Source organism: Halomonas sp. EF61 (assembly GCF_040147045.1).
Taxonomy (GTDB): domain Bacteria; phylum Pseudomonadota; class Gammaproteobacteria; order Pseudomonadales; family Halomonadaceae; genus Halomonas; species Halomonas litopenaei.
The window spans coordinates 1540974-1566145 of the sequence record NZ_JAMSHM010000001.1; the positions used below are offsets into that span (position 1 = coordinate 1540974).

Here is a 25172-nt window from a genome sequence, read left to right on the forward strand (position 1 = left end):
CAGTCATCTGTTCGATAACTCTTTGTATCAGGAGCACCGCATGACCATTCTGGGCAACTTTATCGCCGGCCAGCCCCAGGCCAGCCACAGTGGCCGCACTGCCGAGGTCTTCGACCCGGCCAGCGGCGAGGTGACGCGTCAGGTAGCACTGTCCAGCGCCGACGAGACCCGCGACGCTATCCACGTCGCCGACGAGGCCTTCCCCGGCTGGGCCAAGATGTCACCGCTCAAGCGTTCACGCATTCTGTTCAAGTTCAAAGCGCTGGTCGAAGAGCACGCCGACGAGATCGCGCGGCTGATTTCCTCCGAGCACGGCAAGGTGTTCTCCGACGCCAAGGGCGAGCTGACACGCGGGCTCGAGGTGGTGGAATTCGCCTGCGGCATACCGCACCTGCAGAAGGGCGAACATTCCCTCAACGTCGGCACCGGTGTCGACAGCTTCTCGCTGATGCAGCCGCTGGGCGTGTGCGCCGGCATCTCGCCGTTCAACTTCCCGGCCATGGTGCCGATGTGGATGTTCCCGGTGGCGCTGGCCTGCGGCAACACCTTCGTGATGAAGCCATCGGAGAAGGATCCGTCCACGCCGATGCGCCTGGCCGAGCTGCTCAAGCAAGCCGGCCTGCCGGATGGCGTGTTCAACGTGGTCAACGGCGACAAGGAGAGCGTGGACGTGCTGCTCACCGATGAGCGGGTGCAGGCGGTCAGCTTCGTCGGCTCGACGCCCATCGCCGAATACATCTACGCCACGGCGTCTGCCCACGGTAAGCGGGTTCAGGCGCTGGGCGGCGCCAAGAACCACATGGTGGTGATGCCCGATGCCGACCTCGACCAGGCGGTGGATGCGTTGATGGGAGCGGCCTACGGCAGCGCCGGCGAGCGCTGCATGGCGATCTCGGTGGCGGTGCCGGTGGGCGAGGAGACCGCCGAGCGGCTGCGTGCCAAGCTGGTCGAACGGCTGCAGACGCTGAGCGTCGGCCCCGGCATCAAGGATGGGCCCGACCACGACATGGGGCCGCTGGTCACCCGCGTTCACCTGGACAAGGTGGTCGGCTATATCCAGGCCGGCGTCGACGAGGGCGCCGAGCTGGTGGTGGACGGACGCGAGGCGACCATCGACAACGCCGGCAATGGCTTCTTCGTCGGGGGTTCGCTGTTCGACCACGTCACGCCGGGCATGCGCATCCACCGCGAGGAAATCTTTGGCCCGGTGCTGGCGATCGCCCGCGTCGACAGCTTCGAAGACGCCCTGGCCATGGTCAACGACCACGAATACGGCAATGGTACCGCCATCTTTACCCGTGACGGCGCCGCCGCTCGCCAGTACTGCGAGCGCATCCAGGTCGGCATGGTCGGCGTCAACGTGCCGATCCCGGTGCCCATGGCCTTTCACAGCTTTGGCGGCTGGAAGCGCTCGCTGTTCGGCCCGCTGCATATGCATGGCCCTGACGGCGTGCGCTTCTACACCCGCATGAAGACCATCACCCAGCGCTGGCCCAGCGAAGTACGCGATAGCGGCGGTCACTTCACCATGCCGACGCTGTAGCTGTAGCTGTAGCTGTGGTCCTCTGACTGCGTATGACGCCGTAGCGGTGCTTGTGACGCCTTGGCGGTCCATCAAGCGTCCCGCTTCGGTGTTGGTGCCCTGTCCCGTCGGCGCTGCTGCGGCGTGCCAGAGGCGGATGCTATCCGGTTGCGCCGTTTCACGCTTGCCAAGGCGCCGAATCCGGTGCCTTCCTTTTGGCTATCGCGGCAGGTGTTGAAGCGTGGGACTGGTGCGAGTGGTTAAGGCAGATAGACGATGTTTGTGTGCGCCAATTCAGCTAAAGATGTCGCCAAGGATTACTTTGTTTGCATTTTTTTGGATCAGGCGCTCAAATCGACTAAAGTATAGAATATTTGGTTTGTTGTTTTTCTTTTCGGAATGTATGTTTCATTTGGCGCGGGCCGTGGAAGAATATGGACCGCCGAGGTTGGAGCCCTGATCGTTTGCAACCGGTCACAAGGGCCATCGATCCTCCAATAACAAGTGGACAACGTTATGAGCACAGAAGCGGCAGGGGCGCAGGCGACCGCGACAGCGGACGACAACGCCCAGAGCGAAGAGCTCGAATATCAACGCATTCCCCCCAGCCGGCAGTTGAGCGGCAAGTACTTTCTCGGGGCCTATTCCGGTGAGCACGTTGCTGGCACCGAATTCGTCATCGGCGCAGCGCTGGTCACCCTCGGTGTTTCCACCGGTGATCTGATCTGGGGCCTGATTCTCGGTAACTTCATGGCGGTGCTGTCCTGGGCCTGGATCTGCAGTCCGGTGGCTACCCGCACCCGTATGACGGTGTACTGGTTCCTGGCCCGGCTTGCCGGCAAGAAGATCTCCACTGTCTACAACATCCTCAATGGTGTCTTCTACGCCGTCATCGCCGGCGCCATGATCACGGTCTCGGCCTCGGCCTTCCGGGTGCTGACCGATATTCCGCCCCAGGTGGGGCTCTATCCCACCAGTGCCAGCTTCGTGATCCTGGCGCTGCTGGTCGGCGCCTTTACCGTCTGGCTGACCCTCAAGGGTTTCAAGCGCATCGCCAACTTTTCCACCGTGTGCGCGCCCTGGATGGCGATCATGTTCCTGGTCAGCGGTATCCTTTCGGTCCCCATCGTCACCCACCTGGGCGCCGAGCAAGGTATCGACGGCCTGGGCAACGTGCTCGGTGCACTGGTGTGGACCGGCGTTACCCCCGAAGGCGAGCCTGGCATCAATATGTGGGTCATCGCCGCCTGGGCCTGGGGCATCAACCTGCCGATGCACCTCGGCATGAGCGACATGAGCATCCTGCGCTTCGCGCGCAAGTCGTCCTACGGCTACTTTTCGGCCTCTGGCATGTACATCGGCCACTTCATGGCCTGGGTTTGCGCGGGCATCCTTGGCGCCACCTCGGCGATGCTGCTCAAGGAAGCCATGGTCGATCTTGATCCGGGCGCCATCGCCTTCCGTCTGCTCGGCGCCATGGGGCTGGTGGCGGTAGTGATCGCCGGCTGGACCACTTCGATCCCCAGCCTCTATCGCTCCGGGCTGGCGTTTCAGGCGGTGTTCCATCGTCACAAGCCGTTCAACGTTGCCCTGGTGGTGGGGGCTGCCACCACGGTCGTCGCCTGCTTCCCGTTCGTCTTCGGTTCGCTGCTCAACGTCCTGTCCTACTTCGTGATGATGATGGCCCCCATCGGCGCGATCATCGCCGCCGAGCATTTCCTGCTGCCGCGCCTGTCGATCCGACCGCTGTGGCGCGAACATCAGGGACTCGAGGACAATCGTCCGGCCATGCTGACCTGGGCCATCGGGGTGATCCTCGGCGTCGTGCTCATTGCCCTGCCCCAGGTGCATCTGTTTGTCGTGTTTCTCCCGGTGTGGACCCTGAGCTTTCTGCTCTACCCGCTGCTGTGCCGCCGGATGGGCGCGAACACCGAGTCCGGTATCGACTACTACGAAGAGGCCTATGGTCCGGTGGATCCGCCGGAACTGCCCGGCGAGTCGCCCCAGGCGCAGCCCGCGGTCAATCGTCGTGATCCGCTGTACCTGATCTCGTTTGCCTGTCTGGTGACCATCATCGCCGTGGCGCTATGGTCCTGGACCGGTGACAACGCCGCTGTCGTCGACTACGTGGAAACCTTCAAGTGGCTGGTGATTCCGCTGTCGCTGGTGTACTTCGTGTGCGCCTCGATCTGGATTCATCGTCGTCGCCCGGCGGCGGCGCTTGCCGCAGACGATCCCCATGTGTGATGACCCCAACCCTCAACAAGGATAAGTGACATGGCCGCCCGAGCGATCGGGCGGCCATGCCACCTGGCTCTGGCACCAGCGCCACGACGCTGGTCGAGCCTCGACGCTGCCCATATGACGTTTTCGACCCATGGGAGGGCAGCAGGTGCGATTTCAACAAGTGGTCAATAACAGAAAGGAGCCAGACATGACGCTATCTATCGGCATCATCGGTACCGGAGCCATCGGCAAGGAACATATGCGCCGGCTGAACCATACCCTCAAGGGTGCGAGGGTGGTGGCCGCCAGTGATGTCGGCCTTGAGCAGGCGCAGGCCGCCATCGATGAGGTCGGCATCGAGGCCAGGGCCTATGCCAGCGGCCACGACGTCATCAACGCCGCCGAGGTCGACGCCGTGGTGGTGACCTCCTGGGGACCGACCCACGAGGAATTCGTGCTGGCCGCCATCGAGGCGGGCAAGCCGGTATTCTGCGAAAAACCCCTGGCCACCACCGCCGAGGGCTGCCTGCGTATCGTCGAGGCCGAGATTGCCTCGGGTCGTGCGCTGGTCCAGGTAGGCTTCATGCGCCGTTTCGACTGGGCATACCGCCAGCTGAAGGCGCTGCTCGACGAGGGTGGCATCGGCCAGCCGCTGATCGCCAAGTGTGCGCATCGCAATGCCCAGGCCAACTTCTCCGGCGATGCGGGCCTGATCGATTCCTGCGTCCACGAGTTCGACGTGATGCGCTGGCTGCTGGAGGACGACTACGTCAGCGCCCAGGTCATCCAGCCGCGGGTTTCCAGCCTGGTGGAGGGTGATCTGCAGGACCCCTCGCTGATCATCCTGCGCACCCGCAAGGGCATGGTCATCACCATCGAGAGCTTCCTCAACTGCCAGTACGGCTATGACATTCGCTGCGAACTGGTGGGGGAGAGCGGCGTTGCCGATCTGCCGCAACCGGCGAGCGTGCCGCTGCGTCACAGCGCACGGGACTCCCTGGGCGTGATCACCCACTGGAAGGACCGCTTTATCGACGCCTTCGATGTGGAGTTTCAGGAGTGGGTCGATGCCACCGCCAAGGGTGAGCGTCATGGCCCTACCGCCTGGGATGGCTATGTGGCGGCGGTGACCAGTGACGCCTGCGTCAAGGCGCGGCATTCGCAGCAGGTCGAGCCGATCGCGCTGGCCGAGCGTCCCGCCTTCTACCGCTGAAACTGGTGTCACGCTGCCAGCCCTGATAGCGCAGGCGGCTGACATCGTTGGCCACGGGCGTCGCTATGCTCGGCGCCCGCGACTTTTTCTTGGGGCCACGAGTGTCTTGGCGCCGTGGCACGAATCACGCCAGTCGAATATGCTGTTGGCCGGCCATTTCCGCCAGGTCCTGAAGCCTGGCGGGAGCATAAGCAAAACGAGGCACTGGCCACGCCCGCTGTCGACTGGAGACCCCCTCAATGCGTCATCTTCGAAGCCGTGGCCTCAAGGCCCTGACGGCTGTGCTCGCCGGTAGCATGGTGCTGACCGCCGCAAGCGCCCACGCCCAGACCCGCCTGACCTACAAGTCCGCCTCCGCCGGTACCGCCTACTACCAGATGGGAGTGGAGCTGTCCGAGGCGATCAAGGCCGGCACCGAGGGTGACATGACCCTGACCCTGGAAGAGAGCCAGGGCTCGGTGCAGAACGTCATGGAGGTGATGGCGCGTCCCGGCAACTACGTCTTCACCTCGCCGCCCGGCCTGGTGACCCGCGCCCGCGAGGGTACCGGCCCCTTCGAGAGTCGCAACCATCCGCGCCTTAAGGACATTCGTGCACTCTTCCCGATTCCCTCGCTGACCATGCACTTCGTGGTGGCGGGCGAGCAGGACACCCTGAGCATCGATGAACTGGCCGGCAAGCACCTGCTGATCGGCCAGGGTTCCTTTGGCGCCCGCGAGGCCGCACGCTATCTCGAGCTGTTCGAACTCGCCGATCAGGTCGAGGTCGACGACGCCGACGTGGGCAGCGCTCCCGACGCGCTCAAGAACGGCCAGATCGACGCCTTCGCCACCGCCAGCTCCTTTCCCGCACCCAACGTGATCGAGACCGCCGCGAGCCATGATGTCGGCCTGGTGTCGTTCACCGAAGCGCAGGTCGAGGCCACCGGCGCCGCGCCCCAGACCATCCCCGCCGGCACCTACGCGGGCATCGACGAGGACGTGCTGACCACCTCGCTGCCGGTGGTGGCCTACACCACCAGCGCGATGGACGAGGACACCGCCTACACCCTGACCAAGACCTTCTGGGAGCGCCGCGAGGCCATGGCCGAGACCTCGCCCTGGTGGCAGGCGATCTCGCCGCAGATGCTGACCAACCTCGAGGGTCCGCTGCACCCCGGCGCCCTGCACTACTACGACGAGGTCGACGTGCAGGTGCCCGAGGCCCTGCGCTGAGACGATCCTGCCCAGGACTCGACCCGGCGGGCCCCTGTGGGCCCGCTCCGTTTCATCGATGATGTGCTGATTTCATGAACTCAAGCGACGCTTCTTCGTCGGCCGCACCGGCCGACGCGCGTGACCCTGTTCGTTCGCCGTGGCCGGGTGGCCCGTTTTGGATCGCGCTCGGTGCCCTGTCGGTGGTGTTTCACCTGGGGTTGATCTTCCACGGCCTGACGCCGGCGCTGATCAGTCGGCCACTGCACATGGCGCTGGTGTTGCCCTGGGTGCTGGTGTTTTCCGCCCGTACGCACTGGCAGCGCATCAGCGGCCTGGGGCTGACCGCCCTCGGCATCGCCGCCTGCGGTTATATCGCCTTGAACGAGGACGCCCTGAGCGGCCAGTACGGCTTTATCGACACCCCCCTGCAGATGGCGGTGGGCTTGCTGCTGATTGTGGTGGCGCTGGAGGCCGCCCGGCGTGCCATCGGCTGGCCGCTGCCGCTGGTGACCGCGATCGCGCTGGGCTATGCGGCCCTGGGCCAGTACGTGCCCGGCGAGTTTGGTCATCCTGGCCTGCCTATGGCCAGCCTGGTCGGTTCGCTGACCATCGCCGAGGGCGGGCTGTGGGGCAAGCTGACCGGGGTCAGTGTCTCGGTGGTGGCGATCTTCGTGATCTTCGGTGCGGTGCTCAACGCGGGCGAGGCGGGGCGTGGCTTCATGAACCTGGCCGGCGCCGCGGCGGGCCGCCTGACCGGTGGCGGCGCCAAGGTATCGGTGATTTCCAGTGCGCTGATGGGCTCGATCTCGGGCTCGGCGTCGGCCAACGTAGCTTCCACCGGAGCCATCACCATCCCGTCCATGGCGCGACTCGGCTATCCACGCTCGCTGGCGGCGGCGGTGGAAGCGGTGGCCTCGTCCGGGGGCCAGATCATGCCGCCGTTGATGGGCGCAGGGGCTTTCGTCATGGTCGAGCTGACCGGCACCCCCTACACCGAGATCATGGCCGCGGCGCTGCTGCCGGCCTTTCTCTACTTCGCCACGGTGTGGCTCGGCATCAACGCCTTCGCCACCCGTTTCGATCTCAAGCCAGTGGCCGCCGAGGACCGCCCGGCAGCGCGCGAGGTGATCACCACCGCACTGTTCTTCGCGGTGCCCTTTGCGATCCTGCTCGAGCGCATCTTCCACGCCGGCAACACCCCCCAGTACGCCGCCAGCGTGGCGATCTTCGCAGGCCTTGCGCTGTTGGCCATGAACGCCGAGCTGAAGGTGTCGGGGACGGAGTTCCGCGCCCGCCTGGCCCAGGCAGCGCTGACCGCCGGGTGCCAGATCGCGGTCATCGGCGCGATCATCCTGTGCGCCTCCCTGGTCATCGGGGTGCTGTCGCTGACCGGGCTCGGGGTCAAGGTTACCTCGGCGATCCTGTCGCTGTCCGGTGGGCAGCTGTGGCCGGCGCTGCTGCTTTCCGCTCTGGCCTGCCTGGTGCTGGGCATGGAGGTGCCGACTACCGCCGCCTACGTCATCTGCGTCTCGGTGGCGGGGCCGGCGCTGACCGAACTGGGCCTGCCGCTGTTGACCGCCCACCTGTTCGTGTTCTGGTTCGCGCTGCTGTCCACCATCACCCCACCGGTATGTGGTGCGGTATTCATCGCCGCCGGAATGGCCGACGAGAACTGGCTGAAGGTGGCGGGCAAGGCCATGGCGCTGGGGGTCGGGCTCTACGTCATTCCGCTGGCGATGGTCGCGCACCCGGCGCTGCTCGACCTTGGCTCCGGCGTCTTCGCTGCCCTGGCCACCACCCTGGGCGTGCTGATCGGCCTCGGCCTGGTGTCCTACGGGCTGATCGGACGTTTCGCCTGGTGGCTAAGGGCTGCCCTGGTGGCGCTAGGGCTCGGCGTCATCTTCGTGCCCTGGCCGGTGTGACGCTCCCTGCCGGCACGGCAGTGGGGCTTGCGCCGCCCCTTGTCGGGGCGGCGGGCAAAGGCGGTTCAGGTGCCTTTTTCCGAGGCGCGATGATGGTGGGTGTATCGAGTGAATTTGTAGGAATTTTCCGGAAAGTTTTGTGTCCTTCTCGGAAAATACGGGAGATGCAATGGCTAACGTAGAACGCTTGAGTAGGATCTTCTTGTATTGGTCAAGGAGGACCTCTCATGTCGTCAAGGTGCGCATTTTCGGGTTACCGCCCGTCAGCGGCAACCTGCGGTAGCCGTTCCCCCCGAGTCTTGCCTGCCGGCTCGCCGCGCGTGCGGGAGGGTGGGGCGCAATGAACGAGCCTTCCTGGTGGCAATCACTACGCGAGACCTTCGACGTCGCGCTGTCGCAGAATCAGCGGCTGCTAAAGCTCGAAATGGCCAACCAATCGCTGATCCCCCACCGCCTGGTGGGCGAGGAATCGATGTCCCGGCCCTTCCGCTACCGCCTCGACGTCATCTCCCAGCGTGGCGACATCGAACTCAAGACGCTGATGGCCCAGCCCGCCACCCTGTCCATTCGCCAGGCCGATGGCCAGTATCGCAAGCGCTCTGGGCTGGTGGAGTCGGCGGCCCTGCTCGGCGAGGACGGTGGCGTCTTTTACTACCAGCTGACGCTGGTGCCCTGGCTGACGATGCTCAGCCTCGGGCGCGACAGCCGCATCTTCCAGGACCTGAGTGTCATCGAGGTGATCGAGGCGGTCTTCGCCCAGCACCCTATCGCCCGGGGTGGCTGGCGCTTCGACCTGCGCCGCGAGTATCCCGCGCGCAGCTACTGCGTGCAGTACCGCGAGAGCGACTACCACTTCGTCAACCGCCTGATGGAGCAGGAAGGCCTGTTCTATTACGTCGAGCACCGACAGGCCGACGAAGTGGAAAGGGGAGACGCAGCCGGCCCCACTCCATCCGTCCACAGCGGGCTCAGTCACAGCGGGCTCAGTCACAGCGGGCGCAGTCATAGCGGGCTCAGTCACAGAGAAACGGGCCACGGAGAAACGTGCCACCGACTGATCATCACCGACGACGTGGCGACCTGCTCGCCGGTGTCACCGCGCCAGATCCGCTTTCATCGCCAGGGCGCCACCGAAAGCGAGGACGCCATCACCCAGTGGGGTGGTCGTCGCCAGCAGCAGCCCTCGCGGGTCAGTCTCGCCACCTACGACTACAAACAGCCCCGCTTGATCAAGCGCACCGCGCTCGAAACCCATCCCGACCAGGGCAAGCTGAGCGACCAGGAGGTCTATGACACTCCCGGCGAGTACTACTATCGCGATCATCCACGCGGCGAGCGGCTGACCGAGCATCGCCTGCAGGCGCTTGAGTCCCGTGCCAAGCGCTTTTTTGGCGCCGGTGGCGCGCGTCAGCTGCAGGTGGGGCAGCATTTCGAGCTGACCCAGCACCGCCAGCATGAGCGAGGCGATCTACCCGAGCTCGAGTTTCTGGTGCTGGGCCTCACCCTGCACGCCGAAAACGCCCTGCCGGTATCGGCCCACCTCTCTACCCTGCCAGGCAGCCTGCAAGATGAGCTGGATTGCGCGCGTCGAGCCCATGGCCTTGAAGACGACAGTCAACACCGCGACGACTACCAGCGCGCCGGCACCGGCCACTACCTGGTCGATTTTGAAGCCCAGCGCCTGAGCCAGCCCTATCGCTCGTCGCTCGATCATCCTAGCCCGGTGATGGGTGGCCCCCACACTGCCATCGTGGTCGGCCCCGAGGGCGAAGAGATCCACACCGACCGGCTCAACCGGGTCAAGGTGCAGTTTCACTGGGATCGCGGCCAGCCATCCGGTCAGCGTGATGTCCTCTCCAGCTGCTGGCTGCGAGTGTCCGAGCCCAATGCCGGTGCCGGCTGGGGCGGTGTCTTCGTCCCGCGTATCGGCCAGGAAGTGATTGTCGACTTTCTCGAAGGTGACCCGGATCGTCCGCTGATCACCGGGCGCGTCTACAACGGTGATGAGCGCCCGGAGTGGCACTCCAACGGCCTGCTGTCGGGCCTCAAGTCGAAGACCTACCGAGGCGGCAAGTACAACGAACTGGTATTCGACGACGCCACCGACCAGGAGCGGGTACGGCTCAACTCCGAGCACGCCAAGAGCCAGCTCAACCTGGGCTACCTGATCCACCAGCACGGCAATACCCGGGGGAACTTTCGCGGCACCGGTTTTGAGCTGCGAACCGACGCCTACGGTGCCGTCCGCGCCCACCAGGGCCTGCTGCTGACCAGCTGGGGACAGCTCGGCGCCAACGGCGAACAGTTGGCGCTGGCCCCGGCCTATCGGGAGCTTGCCAGCGCCTGGCAACTGGCCGACGGCCTCAGCACCAGCGCCGTCGAACACGATGCCGAGGCGCTCGATAGTCGCGACAATCTTAAACAGGCCGGCGAAGACGCCCAGGGCCGCTACGGGCAGGCCGTCGCGGCGCCCCCTGAAGACAGCGATCAGTCCACCGCCAGGGGCGCCAGCCGGGCCGGTCGCGGTGAGGCAGGAATGCTCAAGCAGCCCTGGCTGCATCTGGCTTCACCGGCGGGCATCGCCGCCAGTACCTCCCAATCCACCCATCTGTCCCAGGGCAAGTCGCTGAGCGTGAACAGTGGCGAGGACATCAACCTGGCTGCTGGCCGCAGCCTGATCGGCGCCCTGTCGGACAAGCTTTCGCTGTTCGTGCAGCGCCGGGGCATCAAGCTGTTTGCCGGCCAGGGCAAGGTCGAGGTGCAGGCCCAGAGCGACGAGATGGCGCTGACCGCAGAAAAGACCCTGACCATCACCTCCACCGAGGACACCGTACAGATCGCCGCCGCCGAGGAAATCCTGCTGACCAGCGGCGGCGGCTACATCCGGCTCAAGGGCGGCAACATCGAGATCCATGGACCCGGAATGATCGACGTCAAGGGCGGGCAGCATCTGTTTGGTGGGCCGAAGGAGATGACGCCGCGTCTGCCGGTACTTCCCTGGTCGCCTGAGCCCGTCTGTGTGAGCTGCTGGATGAAGGCCGTCAAGGAACAGAGGGCACTGGTGAGGGTACGCAAATGATAATCGCCAAGGATGGGCTGCTCGGGTATATCGAAAGCTGCAAGGTTGAATTGACGCCATCCCAGAGGCGTGAGGCGAAGATTTGCGCGTTGGTGGAGCTTGGTGCATTGAGTGAGCGCCAGCGCGACGAAGTCTGCCAGGCATTCAGTGGTGAGCCCTGCTTTCAGCAGTCGGAGTTGAAGAACTTGCGTGAGCTGGGGCCTTGGATGTTCGAGTCCTGTCGCACGGAAAGGCTTATCAACGACCTCCTGCCCATGGCAGAAGCCGGTTTTCACGCCTTGATACTGCTACACCGACCATTGAAGTTGGAAGCCAGCCTCGTGGGGCGTGCCTGCGTCGTCACCGATAGCGAACAGGAAACTCAGATACTTCGCTACTACGCACCCTCGGTCTTTCCGGTTATCCATCGGCAGTCAGATCAGGACTGGCATCAGGGCCTGTTTGCCGGACTCAGTCACTGGTGGATACCAGGCGCCGACGGCTGGGTGGATTATCTGGGGCGCTGGGAATCGCCGGCCAGTGACGCTGTGCCATTTTCCGGAATCGAGTTGTCACCACACCTTCTGGCCGAACTGAGCAGTGATCCTCTCGCGCTTGAGCTACTTGCCGTCCTTGAGCGTGATACGCCCACCATCTTTCCTGTGGCGTGTCCTGGCATTCGATTTTCTATGGTGGATCAGGCCCTGAGCCTAGGGCGTCGAGCGGGTCTAAGCAGCGCCGCCGATCTGGGTTACTTCGTCTCTTACAGTATTGCCAACGGCAAGGAGGCCACGGACACGGTGGCGTTTCAACAAGCCATTCAACTGGCTCAGGGTTCCTCCACACCGCTTGCCGAGGTGATTCGAACAACGATGATGGAATCCAGGGAGCGGCGTCCATGAGCAATGTATTGATTACCCCCGATGATATGGAACGCATCTCCCGACAAATGGAGATAAGCCAGCAGACCCTGGACTCGCTGTACGCCACCTGTAAACGTTCTCTTCATATTCTGCCCCTTCGCTTTAGTGCCATCTATGCCGAAGCCGAGGACGCCGCTGCCCTTGCTGCAGTGCCGGAATTCGAAGGAGGGCTGGCATCTAGCCCCGGGTTGGCGTCGGCTAAATACGCCGCTCGCTTTTTGCGGGAAGGCTACCTCTATGTGTTAGTCAAGCGCCTTGGCCGGTATCGCTGGGAGCACTGCTACCATGTGGGTCCGGAAGCTCTGTTGTCACCCCTGGATATCAATGACCCTAAGCCGGCTAGCGGTGGTATTCCCTATTTTACCGTGCAAGACGTAGAGGACGTGTCCGAAGCATTCATGCTCTTTCACCCCGACCCCCTGAGTCCAAGGGTGCTCCGCTACATCCATCAGCTTTCGCATTGGCGAGAAAAGCTACAGCGATTTGATCTCGCCAGCATGGCCTACAGCTGCGTGGGTACAGATGTCATCGAGCCCGGTCAACTCAGCAGCCAGGTGGCAGAGTACATAGGCTACAAAGATGCTGATGTGGCACGGCTGTTACAGGAGCAAACCTTCCCTTCACTGACGGACCCCTTTGACGAAAATGCTGAGCCTATTGATTTCGCGCAGTATCGGATGAGGTTCGAGAATACTCTGCGATCCTTGTCGGATGGAAAAGGAGTCGCTGTCGTCCTCAATGACGCCATCGGCATTACCCAGGAGTTGAACAACTTTCGTAACAATGCCCTTGAGCCATTACGAGCCTGGATGGAGGCGAAAGAAGAGGGAAAACCCACCAACGAGCAAAAGTTCTACTGCGCGGAGATGATCCGTAATCTTGATGAAGCCTACGTTGATGGGAAGGTAAATGGACTGGCTGAAGTCGAGGTGAAGCGCTATCGACTTTCGAGTGGAATGCGCTATCTACCTTTTGTCCAGGCGGTCGAACGAGCCAAGTCGAGTGGTGGGGCTCAGGCACTGCCGATTGACTACGAGATGGCCGAGGAATACGAAAGTCGACAGCAGGAAATATTTGACTCAGCCAGGGTTAGAATAAAAGCGCAGAGAGCCGATGAGTATAGACGTGAGTACAATAAAAAATATGCACCGTTGCTCGATCAGCAGGCCCGGCGAAGATTCGATGCCGAGATGGACGAAATGTCTCAGGCCTACGAGAGGAAGTTCGAAGCCAGAAGTTCCGATCATCTGTGGTGGGTGCAGAGTACAGCCTTTCTCGACGCCCTTGATTTCTATGACTCGCGCGATTTGATCTGGGGTTGGGCCTACGCGATACAGGTGACCATGGCCATGGTCGGCATGGACGGCTCCACCGATGGCGCCGCGCTGCTTTCGCGCTGGTGGCTAGACGTGAATATGACGGATCGTGGCAACCTGGCCTGGAGCGTCTACTGTCTCAATCAGGAAGAAATGAGAAGCAAGGCTCGTCAGGATATTGAAAGTTTTCGCTCCCGCGATCAAGCAGATGCAGGCCCGGATGATCAAAGTTGGTTGGGGCAAAACAGCATGCTTGTTGCCGATAGCTTCAAGCAACTTTCGCTGGCATTCATCGCGGCTAATAGCGTCATCGGTGGGGCTACCCCCGAGTGGTTCAAGAACAGCCGGCTCGGGATCACCATGACATGGTATACGCAGTTTGTCAGAATGTTTTTCGAGAAAGGCGGGCTCGAGAGGATAGAGAGATCCTTGATCCGTATCGTTCTTGGGTTGAAAGTTGCATCAATGGGAGAAGGAGCGGGTCGCCTAAATATCAAAAATCTGATTTTTAACAGAACTCAGCGGGATGCAAATAAACTTTATAATAACAGCTTCTATACCACTCAAGAGATCGATGACGCCATCGGAAGAAATTCCAACAACTTCTTGAATGCGAGGATGGCTGCCATCTTGGGGATATCGGAGCTGATACTTCTCTACAATATCTTGTCCAGAGAGGACAAGGGGAGTCGAGACTACTTCCAGGCGGCAACCTCGGCAACCCTGCTGCTGGCCGCCATCGCTGACACTGCTGCGGCCTATCAGTGCGCGGTAATTTCGATCCGCCACTATCTGAGTTCCGCCGTACCAGATATCTCGAGCTATCGTCTGGGAGGGTTTTCCTTCTGGGGTGGAACCCTGGCGTCGGTAGGGGCCCTATTTTGTGCGGTTGATGATGTCTTAATGGCGGTTTCATTTTCTAAGAAGAAAAATAGCACCATTTTGTTTGCGGCTTACGCAGCCCGAGCCCTGGCAAATTTTGGCGTGGCGGTGCTGGGACTCACCCTGACACTAGCCTCTTCCGTCGGATTTCTCACCTTGGTATCCACTGAAGCCAAGAGCGTGCTATTAAGGAACGTTGCCGCTAGGCTTCTTCCTCTTGCGAAGTATCTAGCAAGGCTATCGGCACGTTATGCACTGGCCGCAGTGTATTCTGTGTTTATATGGGCCACCGTTGTCATCTCCATTGGGCTCTGGTTTATCTCGGATGACGCCCTGGAGAGCTGGTGCAAGCGCTGTTCGTTCGCTGCACAGGATGATATCGACTACTTCGATGACTTTGAAGAGGAAGTTGACGGTTTCTACACTGCCTTGCAAGAGGTGACATGATGTATTTCATCGACTGGCTTTTCTACCGCTCCCACCACGAAACGGGTGAGGAACCTGAAGACTTCAAGCAGGCGACGGCAGTCTTCGAGGAAGAAGTAAAAAAAGTGCTGGAATCGAATGGTCACGATGTGAAGAAGATGGTTAGCGAGACGCCCTCCGATGCCCGCTCCATCTACAGGATAACTGACGACTATATCGACGTAAGAACTTTCTTTGATGAATGGCGTGGGGGTGGGGTCGTTGGTCTTTTCTGTCCATTTTTGGGCGTCCTTTTCATGTTCTTTTTTCTAGTTATTCCACTGTCTTTTGTATGGTTTACGGGGGAGCATTACTGGACAGGCACGCCAGCCGAACCGGTCGAGTATATCGTAAGTATATTTCTTTTCGTATTATTTGGCGGAGCTCTTTACTTTATGTTCCGATACCTGTTCTGGCTGCTTCGTATGGAGTGCCTGGTCCAGCGACATATCGTGATTCGCTTCAATCGCAATACCCGCAAGGTCTATATCAATCGCCCCAACTTTGCCGGTGGCAACAAGGTGTATGACTGGGAGGTGATCACGTCCTCGGTCGAGCCCAGCGACCCGGTGATGACAGGTGACCTCTACTGTGAGCCGAAACGTTCCATCCTGATGCTGATGTTTCTCAAGCAGCAGACCGGAGAGGATCATCACGACATCGTGCTGGCCGGCGCGCCGCTGCGCAGCGACCGGGAGATGTACGACCTGTGGGAGTATATCCGCCGCTTTATGGAAGAAGGGCGTGACAGCGTCCCCGAACCTCGCTGCATCCCCACCTTTCCCTGGCCGTGGCGGTCCTTTCTGGCGCCCTGGTCGTTTATCGAGCTCCAATGGCACCAGGCCCCCTGGAGCCCGAAGATGATCGCGCTGGTGGTGCTGGTGTCACCCGCCATGCTGGTCCACGCCGTGGCCCACTGGTGTTCACTGCTGACCTGTTGGCCGGTGTACTGGCCGAAGACGCTGCGCCGGGAAAGTACGATGACAGCGGCCGAGTTTGCGCAAGAGAGGGAGCAACGGGCCTGAGCTATTTTTTTGCCTCTGGTTTATCTCGGATGACGCCCTGGAGAGCTGGTTCAAGCGCATTTGGGGGTTGCCTTTGTGCCGGCCGTGGGCGTGATGACGGGGCGCGGATGCTAAAGGGTCTGGCACTACTGTTATCCGCTTTCATAGTGTGGGGGCCGTTAGCCTTCATGTTCCTTGATAGCGAAATACACCATTTGGCCGGGGTTGAGCAAGGCCCTGCCTATGGGGTTGGCAATAGTGGAAGGTTGGGAGATGAGTGTTGTTTGTTGTCCTGAGTGCCTAGTCGTTTTTTAAGTGGTGTTGATAAAGTTTTCGAAGAGTTGTTTCGGAACTGTTTCTCCAGGATGGAGAAGCCGGTTTTACAAGGAGAGTGAGCTATGAGCGATAATATCACGAAAAATGTCAGAGAGTTTACAGATATGGAGAGGCGATATGTAAACGCTTATGTCACCAGGAGGACTTGGTTGCAAAGAATTTTGGGTGGAGTGATTTTAGTGTGCCTGTCTTCTTTTTTGGTGTGTATTATTGCATTGATTTTCGATATTGATAGGTTTGGCAGTCTGGCTTGGGTATTTTTTGTTACCCAGTTTGTATGCTTTGGAGGAGTTAATCTTCTGCTCAGGAAATTCAAGGTCAGAGGGTCCAAGCATAAGGTAGATGATAGCATAAGTGAGGTATCAGGGAGGTTCGAAGAGTTGAGCTTTACGGTATCTACCGGAAATGGCGGGAGTGAAACTAAATATCGACATTTTATTGGTGACGTTGAATTGATTTTTCCGCCCGGTGCTCGCCCTGCTTTTCTTGGCATGCACGGTAGAGAGGTGACCCTGTCAGGGGTGTTGTGGCATAACTTGGGGGATGTTGAATTTTCCCGCTACACCAGAAAATTCATGCCCGAGGCGGCTGCCAGGGTCCCGGCAATTCAGCTTCTCGCTCTTGAGTGGCATGGCTTGATCGATGTCGATGGCGTGCTGGAGAAATATGGTAAGCACTATTTCCTTCAGTATCGTGCGAAGAATCTCTGCGAAGCCTTGTTCTTTGTTGTCGTCCTGGCAGTAGTCTGTGGATTTCCGTTGCTCTTTGATTTTTACATAGATTTATATATTGATCGTAGCATGCTGGTCTTTGTACCACTTGGCCTCGTTCATCTCTTTGGTTCGATAGCCATCTCGATCCTCATTTTTTTGAATCTGGCAAAGGCCTACGTGGCGCTCAGGAAGCGACAAGACCCTGACTACGACACAACGCCCCACGAGGAACGCCTGAAGGGCCATGGGTAATCCCCGCAACCAACGCCTTGGCGTTTTCGCTTCGCTGAAAGTTGACTCAAGCGATATCACCCTTTGCCGGCATTGCGTGCTCTTGTTTCGGCGAAGTGCTCTGCCATGGCGTCGCTAGCGCCAAGCATCGGCCCCTGCTCCCTGTCCGGGAACAGGGGCCGATTGGCGTAAAGGATCCAGGTATCCAGGGCGGGGCCCAGTGGCTGGATCACCCGCAGCCGGTCGGGATGACGCTCGATGGCGTCCTCGGCGACGATGGCGGCGTCGGCCTGGCCGTCCAGCAGTTGCTCGAGGGCGGCGACGATGGTGGGGGCGTCGTGTTCCGCGAAGGCCGAAAGGTCGGTGTAGTGGCGGGTGGCGGGCTGTCGCAGCACGCTTTTCGACTGGGCCACGTCAGCGCGGGTTACCAGCGCCAGCGGGCGGCTGGGGGCGATGAAGGCGTCCACCGGAAAGGCGCGATGCATGAAGCGCCCGACGCAGTCGGCGTGGCTGGGGTGGGCGCTGACCTGCAGCACATAGTCGTAGCCCCCGGCGACCAGTTCCTCGAAGGCGCCGATGAAGTCATCCACCAGGCTGATCCGGGGCTCGATGTCGGTGAGGTCAGGCTCCTTGAGCCTGCGATCGTCGAGATAGCGGGCGAGCACCAGGGCGTGGTTGCTGTCCTCGGGGCCGAGGGTGGCGAAGTGCATGGCGGTCTTCCCCTGTGGTGTGGTGCGTGGATAGCGATTGATGGATGCGGAGCAAGGAGTCGTTCGGGGTGACGGGGCGCGTCGGGCTCTCCCTGTCGCAGGAACCTTGTAGGCGAAAGCTTGCTGTCGGGCAACTCTGGTCGCACTGTCAGGGCGCTTCGTCTCTGGCAGAATAGCCCTCCTACCGGGCAAGCGATCAAGGAATCCCAATGGCTCACCTGTTGCGCATCGTGATGATCCACGGCCACCTCGAGGGGGTGGTCGAGCTGGACGTCGACGGCCATACCAACATCTGCGGCACCAACGCCTCGGGCAAGACCACGCTGCAGCGGCTGGTCCCGGTGTTCTACGGTGAGCTGCCCAACAAGGTGGTGCCCAAGACCCGCAAGAAGTTCGACGCCTTCTACCTGCCCAACCGCAACAGCTACCTGATCTACGAGTACCGCCGCGAGGCGGGCAACGTCTGCCAGGCGGTGCTGACCCGCAAGAGCGACGGTGGCGTCGAGTATCGCTTTGTCGGTGCGCCCTACCAGCCCGGGCACTATCTGGTGGAGAGCGAGGCCGGGGTGGCGGCGCTGGACTACAGCGACTGGGCCAGCCAGCTGCGTCGTGAGGGAATTCCGGTGTCGCCCAAGCTGGGTGCCACCTCGGAGTTTCGTTCGGTGATCCAGAACGACTTCACCCACCAGCAGGGTAACCGCAAGGAAAGCCTGCGTCTTCGCCAGATGGCTGCCCAGTTCAGCCTGGTCAAGCCGGAGCATCGCATCCGTCATATGGAGAAGCTGATCAGCGCGGTGCACGCCAAGGAGGGCAAGATGGATACCCTCAAGACCATGCTGGCGGCGATCTTCGAGGAGGACGGCGTCGAACTGCCGGTGACCCGCATCCGCAATACCAAGGCGCGGGAGTGGATCGCCCAGATGCGCCAGTCCAAGCGACTGGAACCGCTGGAGCGATCGCTTGGCAAGCTCGATGAGCTCGATCAGGAGATCGCCGAGCGCGAGACGACCCTGTGGCAGTTGAAGCCCCAGCTCGAGGCCGACCGCCACCGCGCCGAGCGCACCCTGGCCGACGCCGAGGCCGAGATCGGCAACCGCCAGCGTGAGTTCCAGGAGCGTGAAGCCGCCTACCAAGAGGCCCGCGATGCCCTCAACGACCGCTTGAGCGAGATGACCAGCGAGCTGGAGCAGACCCAGCGCGAGCTTTCTGACCTGCAGGCGACCTTCGAGGCCTACGAGGAGGCCGACATGCCGGCGCTGGAGCGTGACGTCCAGGCGCTGCCCCAGTGGCGCGACCAGAGCCAGCAGCTGCGCGAGCACCTGGCGGTGATGCAGAACGCCTTCCAGGAAAGCCAGTCACGCCTTCAAGGACGCCTGCGTGAGTTGGGCGATGAGCTGGCCCGCCAGACCGAGGAGACCCAGGCGCGCATCGACGAGCTGGGCGAGACCCGCGAAGAGCTGCGTGACCAGCAGTGGCGTCAGGAAAGCGAGCTCGAACAGCGCTACCAGCAGCAGCGCCAGGAGCTCGACGAGAGCTACCGTGAGCGCCTGGAAAGCGGCGTCGAGCGGCTGGCCGAGCTTAAGGCCCAGTTGGCCGCCAGCGCTGCCAGCGCCGAGGAAATCCAGGAGGCGGAGCTGGCCCAGGCTCGCCTCGACCAGGCCCAGACCGACCGCGAGGCGGCGAGCGAGACGCTGGGGGCGCTGCGTGAGGAGCTCGACACCCTCAAGCGCGCCCGCGATCAGGCCGAAAAGGAACTCAATGATGCCCGCCATCAGCTTTCCAGGGCCGAGGCTCACACCTATGGCCTGCACCAGCAACGTGACCCGGCCCAGGGCACCCTGCGCCACTTCCTGCGCTTCCATCGTCCCGGCTGGGAGCAGCGTCTGGGCAAGGTGATCGCGCCGGAGCTGCTGGAGCGCCGCGACCTGTCGCCCCGTGTCGGCGAGCAGGACCACGACGAGCTGTTCGGGGTGAGCCTGGATCTGGCCGCGGTCGAGGTGCCCGAGTACGCCCAGGAGGAGGCCAGCCTGCTGGCCGCCATCGAGCAGGCCGAAGCCGCCGAGGTGCGTGCCGAGAGCGCGGTGCAGGCCGCCGAGCGCCAGATGAAGGCGGCCAATGAGCGGGTACAGTCCGCCGAGGAAGCGCTACGTCGCGCACGCATGGAGCTCAAGCGCGCCGAGTCCGAGGTCGACTACGCCCGCGACGCGCGCAGCCAGCTGCAGGAGCGTCACGCCCGCCAGCAGAAGGCGCGGCGTCAGGGCCTGGAGGAGGCGCTGGCCGCCCAGCGCGCCAGCCACGATGGGCTAAAGGAGGAGAAGCGCGCCGCCCTGGATACCCTGGCCAAGACCCACCAGGCGCAGATGCTGGAGGTGAAGGCCGACGGCCAGAGCCGCCTCGACGGCGTCGATGACCAGATCCGCCAGTTGAAGCAGTACCAGAGCGACCAGAAGAGTGAGCATCAGCGCCAGCGCCAGGAGCTCGAGGCGGCCTTCGACCGCGAGCTGCAGGAGCAGGGCGTGGACCTGGCCTCGTTGAAGGACACCAAGGCGCGGCTGGCCTCGCTGGATGAGCGTATCCGGCTGACCGCTTCACGCCAGGAGCAGCTGGAAGACTATCGCCGCTTCATGCGCCTGGACTGGGGCCAGCGCAAGCCCGAGCTGGTCGACAAGGAAACCCGGCTGGTACGTGACAAGGAGGGTGCCGAGCGCGAACGCGAGCAGCGCAAGGCCGAATTCCAGTCCGACCGCGCCGCCCACCAGCAGGCGCTGGGCGAACTGAAGGCCCGACGCAGCGCCGAGGCTGAGGTGATCGATGCCTTGAAGCCACTGCTGGTGCAGGTCGAGCAGCTGCCGCTGGACCCCTCGCCGGCGCCCCGGCACGATGCACCCGGCGACGTCCACGAGCGCATCGAGCGCACCCGCCAGGCGCTGTCGGAGCGTGGGCGCGAGATGGACGCCCTGCGCAAGGGCTGCGAGCAGGTCGAAAGCGAGCTGATCAAGGGCGCCAGCACCGGCTTTGTCGATACCATGAGCGCCGAGCGCGCCAAGCTGCGCGAGGATGACGCCGCCGAGGGTGAAGAGCCCAGCCCGCGCCGGCTGCTGCCGCTGCTGCGCGGGATGCTCAAGCTGCTCGAGGACCAGCAGCAGCAGCTGGTCCAGCAGGGGCGCAATCTCGGCGCCGATCTGGACAAGTTCTTTACCGTCTTTCGTGACCTCAACCGGCGCATCAGTGCCCAGAGTCGGCGACTGTCTGAAGAGGTCGCCGACGACCTGCGCCTGGAGGGCATCACCAAGGCCGAAGTGCGCATTCAGTCGACCATCGACGAGCTGGGCTTCTGGGAGCCGCTCAAGCGCTTCGCCCAGGACTATCGCGACTGGCAGGAGACCGGCGGACTGCCGGGGGACGACTACCTCAACGCCCTGGCCGACGTGGTCGACCTGCTGCGCAGCGACCAGCAGTACAGCTTCGAGAGCCTGCTGCGCCTGGAATTGCACCTCAACGAGGGCGGCACTGACCTGGTGATCAAGAACGATCGCCAGCTGCTCGAATCCTCGAGCCACGGCATGGCCTACCTGATCCTGTGCAAGTTCCTGCTGGCCTTTACCCGACTGCTGCGCGGTCAGGCCGAGATCAGCGTGCACTGGCCCATCGACGAGATCGGCACCCTGGCCTACCACAACGTCGAGAAGCTGTTCGAGGCCTGCGACAGCAACCATATCCACATCGTCGGCGCCTTCCCCAACCCGGAGTCCGACGTGCTGCTGCTGTTCCACAACCGCTACCTGATCGACCGTGACGCCGCCCAGCCGGGCCGGCGCCGGCTCAAGCGCATCGAACCCCGCCTGAGCAAGCTGGCTCAGCGTCTCAAGCAGCGCAGCGCCGAGGAGGTCACCCAATGATCGAACATGGTCCCCTGCTCGAACGGCTGCTAGCCGGCGAGTTCATCTGCGCCGTCAGCGACGAGAGCGCCTTTCGCAAGCTCCAGGACGAGGAGGTGCGCGAGCAGATCGACATCTACCTGCGCCCGCTTAACCGCCGCCTGGCCACCAACGAGGATCGCAGCGTCCACTTTCTGGCCTGGCGTCAGCTCAACGAAGACGCCCGTGAGCAGCTTTCGCGCCAGCTCGGCGAGACCGTCAACAGCCTGCTGCCGCTGCTCGAATGGCTGCAGCTGGTGCAGGAGGCGCTGGGCCAGGACTCCCTGGCAGCCCCCGGTGACGTGCTCAAGCCCGCCGAGTTCAGCGCCAAGTGCGAGGACAACCAGAGCCTGCGCGAGCGCCTGGAGCGGCTGGCCACCGACCCCTTCTTCGGCTCCCAGAGCGAGCAGCTCGACGCCCAGATGAAGCAGGTGTTCAAGCGTCTGAAGGAGCACGGCTACCTGCTGCAGCCCCACGCCGACCGCCAGGTCTTTCTGGTGACCGCCAAGATCGACTATCTGGTGGAGCTGGTGCGCTTTATCCGCGACGAGGAGAACCTGCCGGTGGATGACGAGGCACCGGCCCGCCAGGAGACGCTGCTATGAGCGAGGAACACTCGCTCGAGAGCCGGCTGGTTGCCACCGGCACCGAGCGGTTGTCGCTGCTGGGGCGCTACGCCGACGTGCTGATGCAGGGCTATACCCGCGACGAGGTGCCGCTGGAGACCCTCACTGAAGGCGCCCTTCGCAAGCTGTTGGCGGCGCGGATTGTGTGGCGGCCCGACGAGCACGGCGCGGTCAAGCTGACCCCCAAGGTGCGCGAGCTGATCGCCGAGATGCTGGCCGACGAGACCCGCCGTCACGTCAACGCCGACGTCGGCGAGACCCTGGAGCAGATCCGCAACCTGGTGCAGAGCTACCGCGAGGCGGTCAGCCTGGGCGAGCACTGGCAGCAGGGGCCGCTGATGTTGCGCCTGCGCCAGGAGGTGGACGACCTCAACGGCCGTTTTGCCGACGCCATCGACAGCCTGTGGCAGCGGCTCAACAGTGACTTCGGCTTCGTCAGCCGACTCAACGACAAGATCCGCGAGAACGACCGCGCCCAGAAGCAGATCGTGCGCCTGCTCGACGGCATGGCGCTGATCGACTTCGACGAGCTGATCGATCTGGTCGGCAGCGACGGCTCCCTGCGCAAGCTGCTGATCAGCCAGCTGCAGCAGCAGTTGAGCCAGCACTACACCAACCTGCGCGAGGTCCAGGGAAGACTGATCGAGCTGATGGCGCGCTTTCGTCAGCAGCAGAAGCAGAGCCGGCTGGTGGCTGGCATGGCCGCCTTCCTGCGTGAGCATCCGGACTTTGTGCCGGGCAACTACACCCGCCGCAGCGAGGTGCCGGAGCTGTTCAACCACGCAAGCCCGCTGCACGCCGCCGCCGCCCCGGCGCTGGATCACCATCGCGACGCCGAGGTGCTCACGGGGCTGCTGCACCAGTTGCCGGTGGCGGTCCACCGGCCGGAGCAGGCCGAGGTGGCAGGCCCTGCGATGGTCGAGGCGCAGAGCATGGTGGAGGCCCGCCAGCAGGCGCTCAAGCAGGACGTCGAGCGCTTCTACCTGGACGTGGTCGACCAGCAGGCGCCCGCCGCTGGCGCCTCGTCGGGCACCAGCGCTCTGGCGTACCTGAGTGAGAGCGAGCTCGAGTGGGACCCGGAGATCTGGCTGTTTCAGGTCATCGCCGAGTACCAGGGCCTGCCCCGCGAGGAGCAGCGCGCCTTTCGGCTGATCCCCGACGAGAGCCCGGCCGGGCCCTTCAACGACGTTCAGTTGATTCACGACGTCAGCCTGGCGCTGGTGGTCTAGGCGTGGCGGAAGGGGCATTGAAGCCGACCGACTACGCGGTGCTTTCGCGTATCGCCCGGGAGCTAAAAGCTGCCCGGATGGTGGAGCGCAAGCGCTCGCTGAAGGCGATTGTGGCGATCGAGGCGTTCTGCGACGCGCAGGACATCAGGCTCGATGACTATCGCCGGGGGAAGACGCTGCGCTTTGACCGGCGCCTGCTTGAAGCCATCGGCTCCACGCTTCAGGAGCTGGGCCACCGGCCCATCGACGCCACTACCCGTGGGCGCACCACCCGAGAGCAGGCCGTGCACGGCTTCGACGAGGACAAGGCCAACCGCGCAGCACCCCGCCAGGCCAGGGTGCTGATCAGCGCCCCGGCCTCGGCAACGCCGGCCTGGCTTGCCACCACCCCGCGAGAGATTCGCGACCTGGACTGGCGCGACCTCAGCCTGGACGCCTTCGACGCCCTGGTGCAGGTAGAAAACCTGGACAGCTTCTATGAGCTGGACGGCACCCTGGGAGCGCTGGGCGAGGTCGTCGCCCCGCTGGTGGTCTATCGTGGCGACACCCTCTACCGCCAGGGGTTTGATGCCCTGGCGGCGGCCTGGGGCGAGCGCTTTCGTGATCAGCGCCCGCATCTGTATCTCGGCGACTTCGACGCCGCCGGTATCGCCATCGCCCTGGCGAGCGGCGCCAGCCACCTTCTGCTGCCGTCGCTCGCGACCCTTGCCGACAAGGCCAGCGGGTTGCACCAGCCCGCCGAGCAGATGCCACACCAGGCGGCGCTCAGGCACCATCGCGAGCGCCTGAGCGCCGCCCACCCCTTGCGCGACTACCTCGCGCTGATCCTCGATCAGCAGCGCGGCCTGCGCCAGCAGTGGTTTGCTGGCCCCCTTGAGGCCGTGGCGCTGCGCTGAGTCATTTCCCTAGAGCTGGCGCCGCCAGCGATTCTCGATGGTGTCGAGTTCCGCCGGGCCGTACAGCGCCTGGGGGTGGCCGCCGTAGTGGGCCCATAGCTGGTCGCCGAAGTCGAAGTGCCACCATTCGCTGGGAAGGTTGGTGAAGCCCTGGGCGGCCATGGTGTGGTAGAGCAGGCGACGATTGTCGCGGACCTCGCGTTCGGTCGCGCTGGGGGCCTCCTTGGCTTCGTAGAAGGCCGTGTGGGAGGCCGGTATCGCCTCGTCGAACAGGGTGCCCATGGGCAGCGGCAGGCCGTCTTCATCGCACAGGGTGACGTCGACCGCGCCACCGCTCAAGTGCGGACTGGGGCCGGTCGGGCTGGTGCTCGGCTCGGCGACGAACTCCCGGGTGCGCTCGAGCAGTTCATCTTCGGCGATGTCGGGGTGATTGCCGCTAATCGCCTCCATCAAGGTCTCGAACAGGTACTGCTGGACCCGCCAGGGACGCCAGCCGTCGAGCACGATCAAACCGACGCCCTGGGGCAGCGAGCGGGCCGCGGCGAGCACCCGGCGATAGACGCCTTCGCGCACGTAGCACTCGTTGATCGCCCCGGGGATGCCGAGGCGGGCGTAGGCCGGAAATACCTTTACCGGCGCCGGTGCCAGGCTCATCGGCACCAGCGGCTCGTCGAGCCCCTGGATGGCAATCTGGCGTAGCTGCGACCAGGCCGGTTCCGACGCGAGGGGGATCGGTGTGTGGCGCGGATCGCGGCAGGCATCACGAGAAGAGCGATCTTGGGTCATG

16 protein-coding genes are annotated in these 25172 nt (G+C 63.0%); 14 read left to right on the forward strand and 2 right to left on the reverse strand.

All coding sequences use genetic code 11. From position 1 onward, the window contains the following. Positions 1-40 precede the first annotated feature (40 nt). The 10 genes from NFI08_RS06745 (at position 41) to NFI08_RS06790 (ending at position 17028) form a co-directional block, all read left to right on the forward strand. Entirely contained in the window at positions 41-1543 is a 1503-nt protein-coding gene (locus NFI08_RS06745) for a CoA-acylating methylmalonate-semialdehyde dehydrogenase (RefSeq protein ID WP_108449518.1), read from the forward strand. Positions 1544-2038: 495 nt separating this feature from the next. Then, positions 2039-3769 carry a purine-cytosine permease family protein gene (locus tag NFI08_RS06750; protein ID WP_349588190.1) on the forward strand — a complete coding sequence of 577 codons (1731 nt, stop codon included), beginning with the start codon at positions 2039-2041 and terminating at the stop codon, positions 3767-3769. A 187-nt stretch (positions 3770-3956) separates the two neighbouring features. Continuing rightward, positions 3957-4961 (forward strand): Gfo/Idh/MocA family oxidoreductase, encoded by a 1005-nt coding sequence (locus tag NFI08_RS06755; protein ID WP_045993160.1) that lies wholly within the window; start codon positions 3957-3959, stop codon positions 4959-4961. Positions 4962-5200: 239 nt separating this feature from the next. Further along, positions 5201-6175 (forward strand): TAXI family TRAP transporter solute-binding subunit, encoded by a 975-nt coding sequence (locus tag NFI08_RS06760; protein ID WP_349588193.1) that lies wholly within the window; start codon positions 5201-5203, stop codon positions 6173-6175. A 74-nt stretch (positions 6176-6249) separates the two neighbouring features. Further along, the gene (locus NFI08_RS06765) at positions 6250-8079 is read left to right on the forward strand and encodes a TRAP transporter permease (RefSeq protein WP_349588196.1); all 1830 of its coding nucleotides are present in this window, start codon (positions 6250-6252) and stop codon (positions 8077-8079) included. 340 nt (positions 8080-8419) lie between these two features. Continuing rightward, positions 8420-11158, forward strand: coding sequence for a type VI secretion system Vgr family protein (locus tag NFI08_RS06770; RefSeq protein WP_108449522.1), 2739 nt, complete (start codon positions 8420-8422; stop codon positions 11156-11158). Further along, positions 11155-12039: a hypothetical protein gene (locus NFI08_RS06775; RefSeq protein ID WP_108449523.1), complete on the forward strand. Its 885-nt coding sequence runs from the start codon at positions 11155-11157 to the stop codon at positions 12037-12039. Before NFI08_RS06770 ends, NFI08_RS06775 begins: the two co-directional genes overlap by 4 nt. Then, complete coding sequence (locus NFI08_RS06780) at positions 12036-14705, forward strand: T6SS effector BTH_I2691 family protein (RefSeq protein WP_108449524.1); 2670 nt, start codon at positions 12036-12038, stop codon at positions 14703-14705. The genes NFI08_RS06775 and NFI08_RS06780 overlap by 4 nt, the downstream gene beginning before the upstream one ends. After that, positions 14702-15748, forward strand: coding sequence for a DUF6708 domain-containing protein (locus tag NFI08_RS06785; protein ID WP_240184272.1), 1047 nt, complete (start codon positions 14702-14704; stop codon positions 15746-15748). Before NFI08_RS06780 ends, NFI08_RS06785 begins: the two co-directional genes overlap by 4 nt. 377 nt (positions 15749-16125) lie before the next feature. Next, positions 16126-17028, forward strand: a complete 903-nt coding sequence (locus tag NFI08_RS06790) for a hypothetical protein (RefSeq protein WP_108449525.1) — start codon at positions 16126-16128, stop codon at positions 17026-17028. 56 nt (positions 17029-17084) lie between these two features. Here NFI08_RS06790 and NFI08_RS06795 read toward each other — a convergent pair whose 3' ends face one another. Beyond that, positions 17085-17717, reverse strand: a complete 633-nt coding sequence (locus tag NFI08_RS06795) for a hypothetical protein (protein ID WP_205254710.1) — start codon at positions 17715-17717, stop codon at positions 17085-17087. A gap of 209 nt (positions 17718-17926) precedes the next feature. On the opposite strand from NFI08_RS06795, the gene NFI08_RS06800 reads away from it, so the two are divergent. The 4 genes from NFI08_RS06800 to NFI08_RS06815 are packed head-to-tail and all read left to right on the forward strand — an operon-like array spanning position 17927 to position 24385. Beyond that, positions 17927-21616 (forward strand): ATP-binding protein, encoded by a 3690-nt coding sequence (locus tag NFI08_RS06800; RefSeq protein ID WP_349588202.1) that lies wholly within the window; start codon positions 17927-17929, stop codon positions 21614-21616. Then, a complete protein-coding gene (locus tag NFI08_RS06805; RefSeq protein ID WP_045993163.1) occupies positions 21613-22239 on the forward strand; it encodes a condensin complex protein MksE in 627 nt (208 codons plus the stop codon). The genes NFI08_RS06800 and NFI08_RS06805 overlap by 4 nt, the downstream gene beginning before the upstream one ends. After that, positions 22236-23489 carry a hypothetical protein gene (locus NFI08_RS06810; protein WP_349588205.1) on the forward strand — a complete coding sequence of 418 codons (1254 nt, stop codon included), beginning with the start codon at positions 22236-22238 and terminating at the stop codon, positions 23487-23489. Before NFI08_RS06805 ends, NFI08_RS06810 begins: the two co-directional genes overlap by 4 nt. Before the next feature lie 17 nt (positions 23490-23506). Then, positions 23507-24385, forward strand: a complete 879-nt coding sequence (locus NFI08_RS06815; protein ID WP_349588208.1) for a DUF7281 domain-containing protein — start codon at positions 23507-23509, stop codon at positions 24383-24385. Positions 24386-24394: 9 nt separating this feature from the next. Here the strand turns inward: NFI08_RS06815 and NFI08_RS06820 are convergent, their stop codons facing one another. After that, the gene (locus NFI08_RS06820) at positions 24395-25171 is read right to left on the reverse strand and encodes a M15 family metallopeptidase (protein WP_349588211.1); all 777 of its coding nucleotides are present in this window, start codon (positions 25169-25171) and stop codon (positions 24395-24397) included. Between the last annotated feature and the right edge of the window lies 1 nt (position 25172).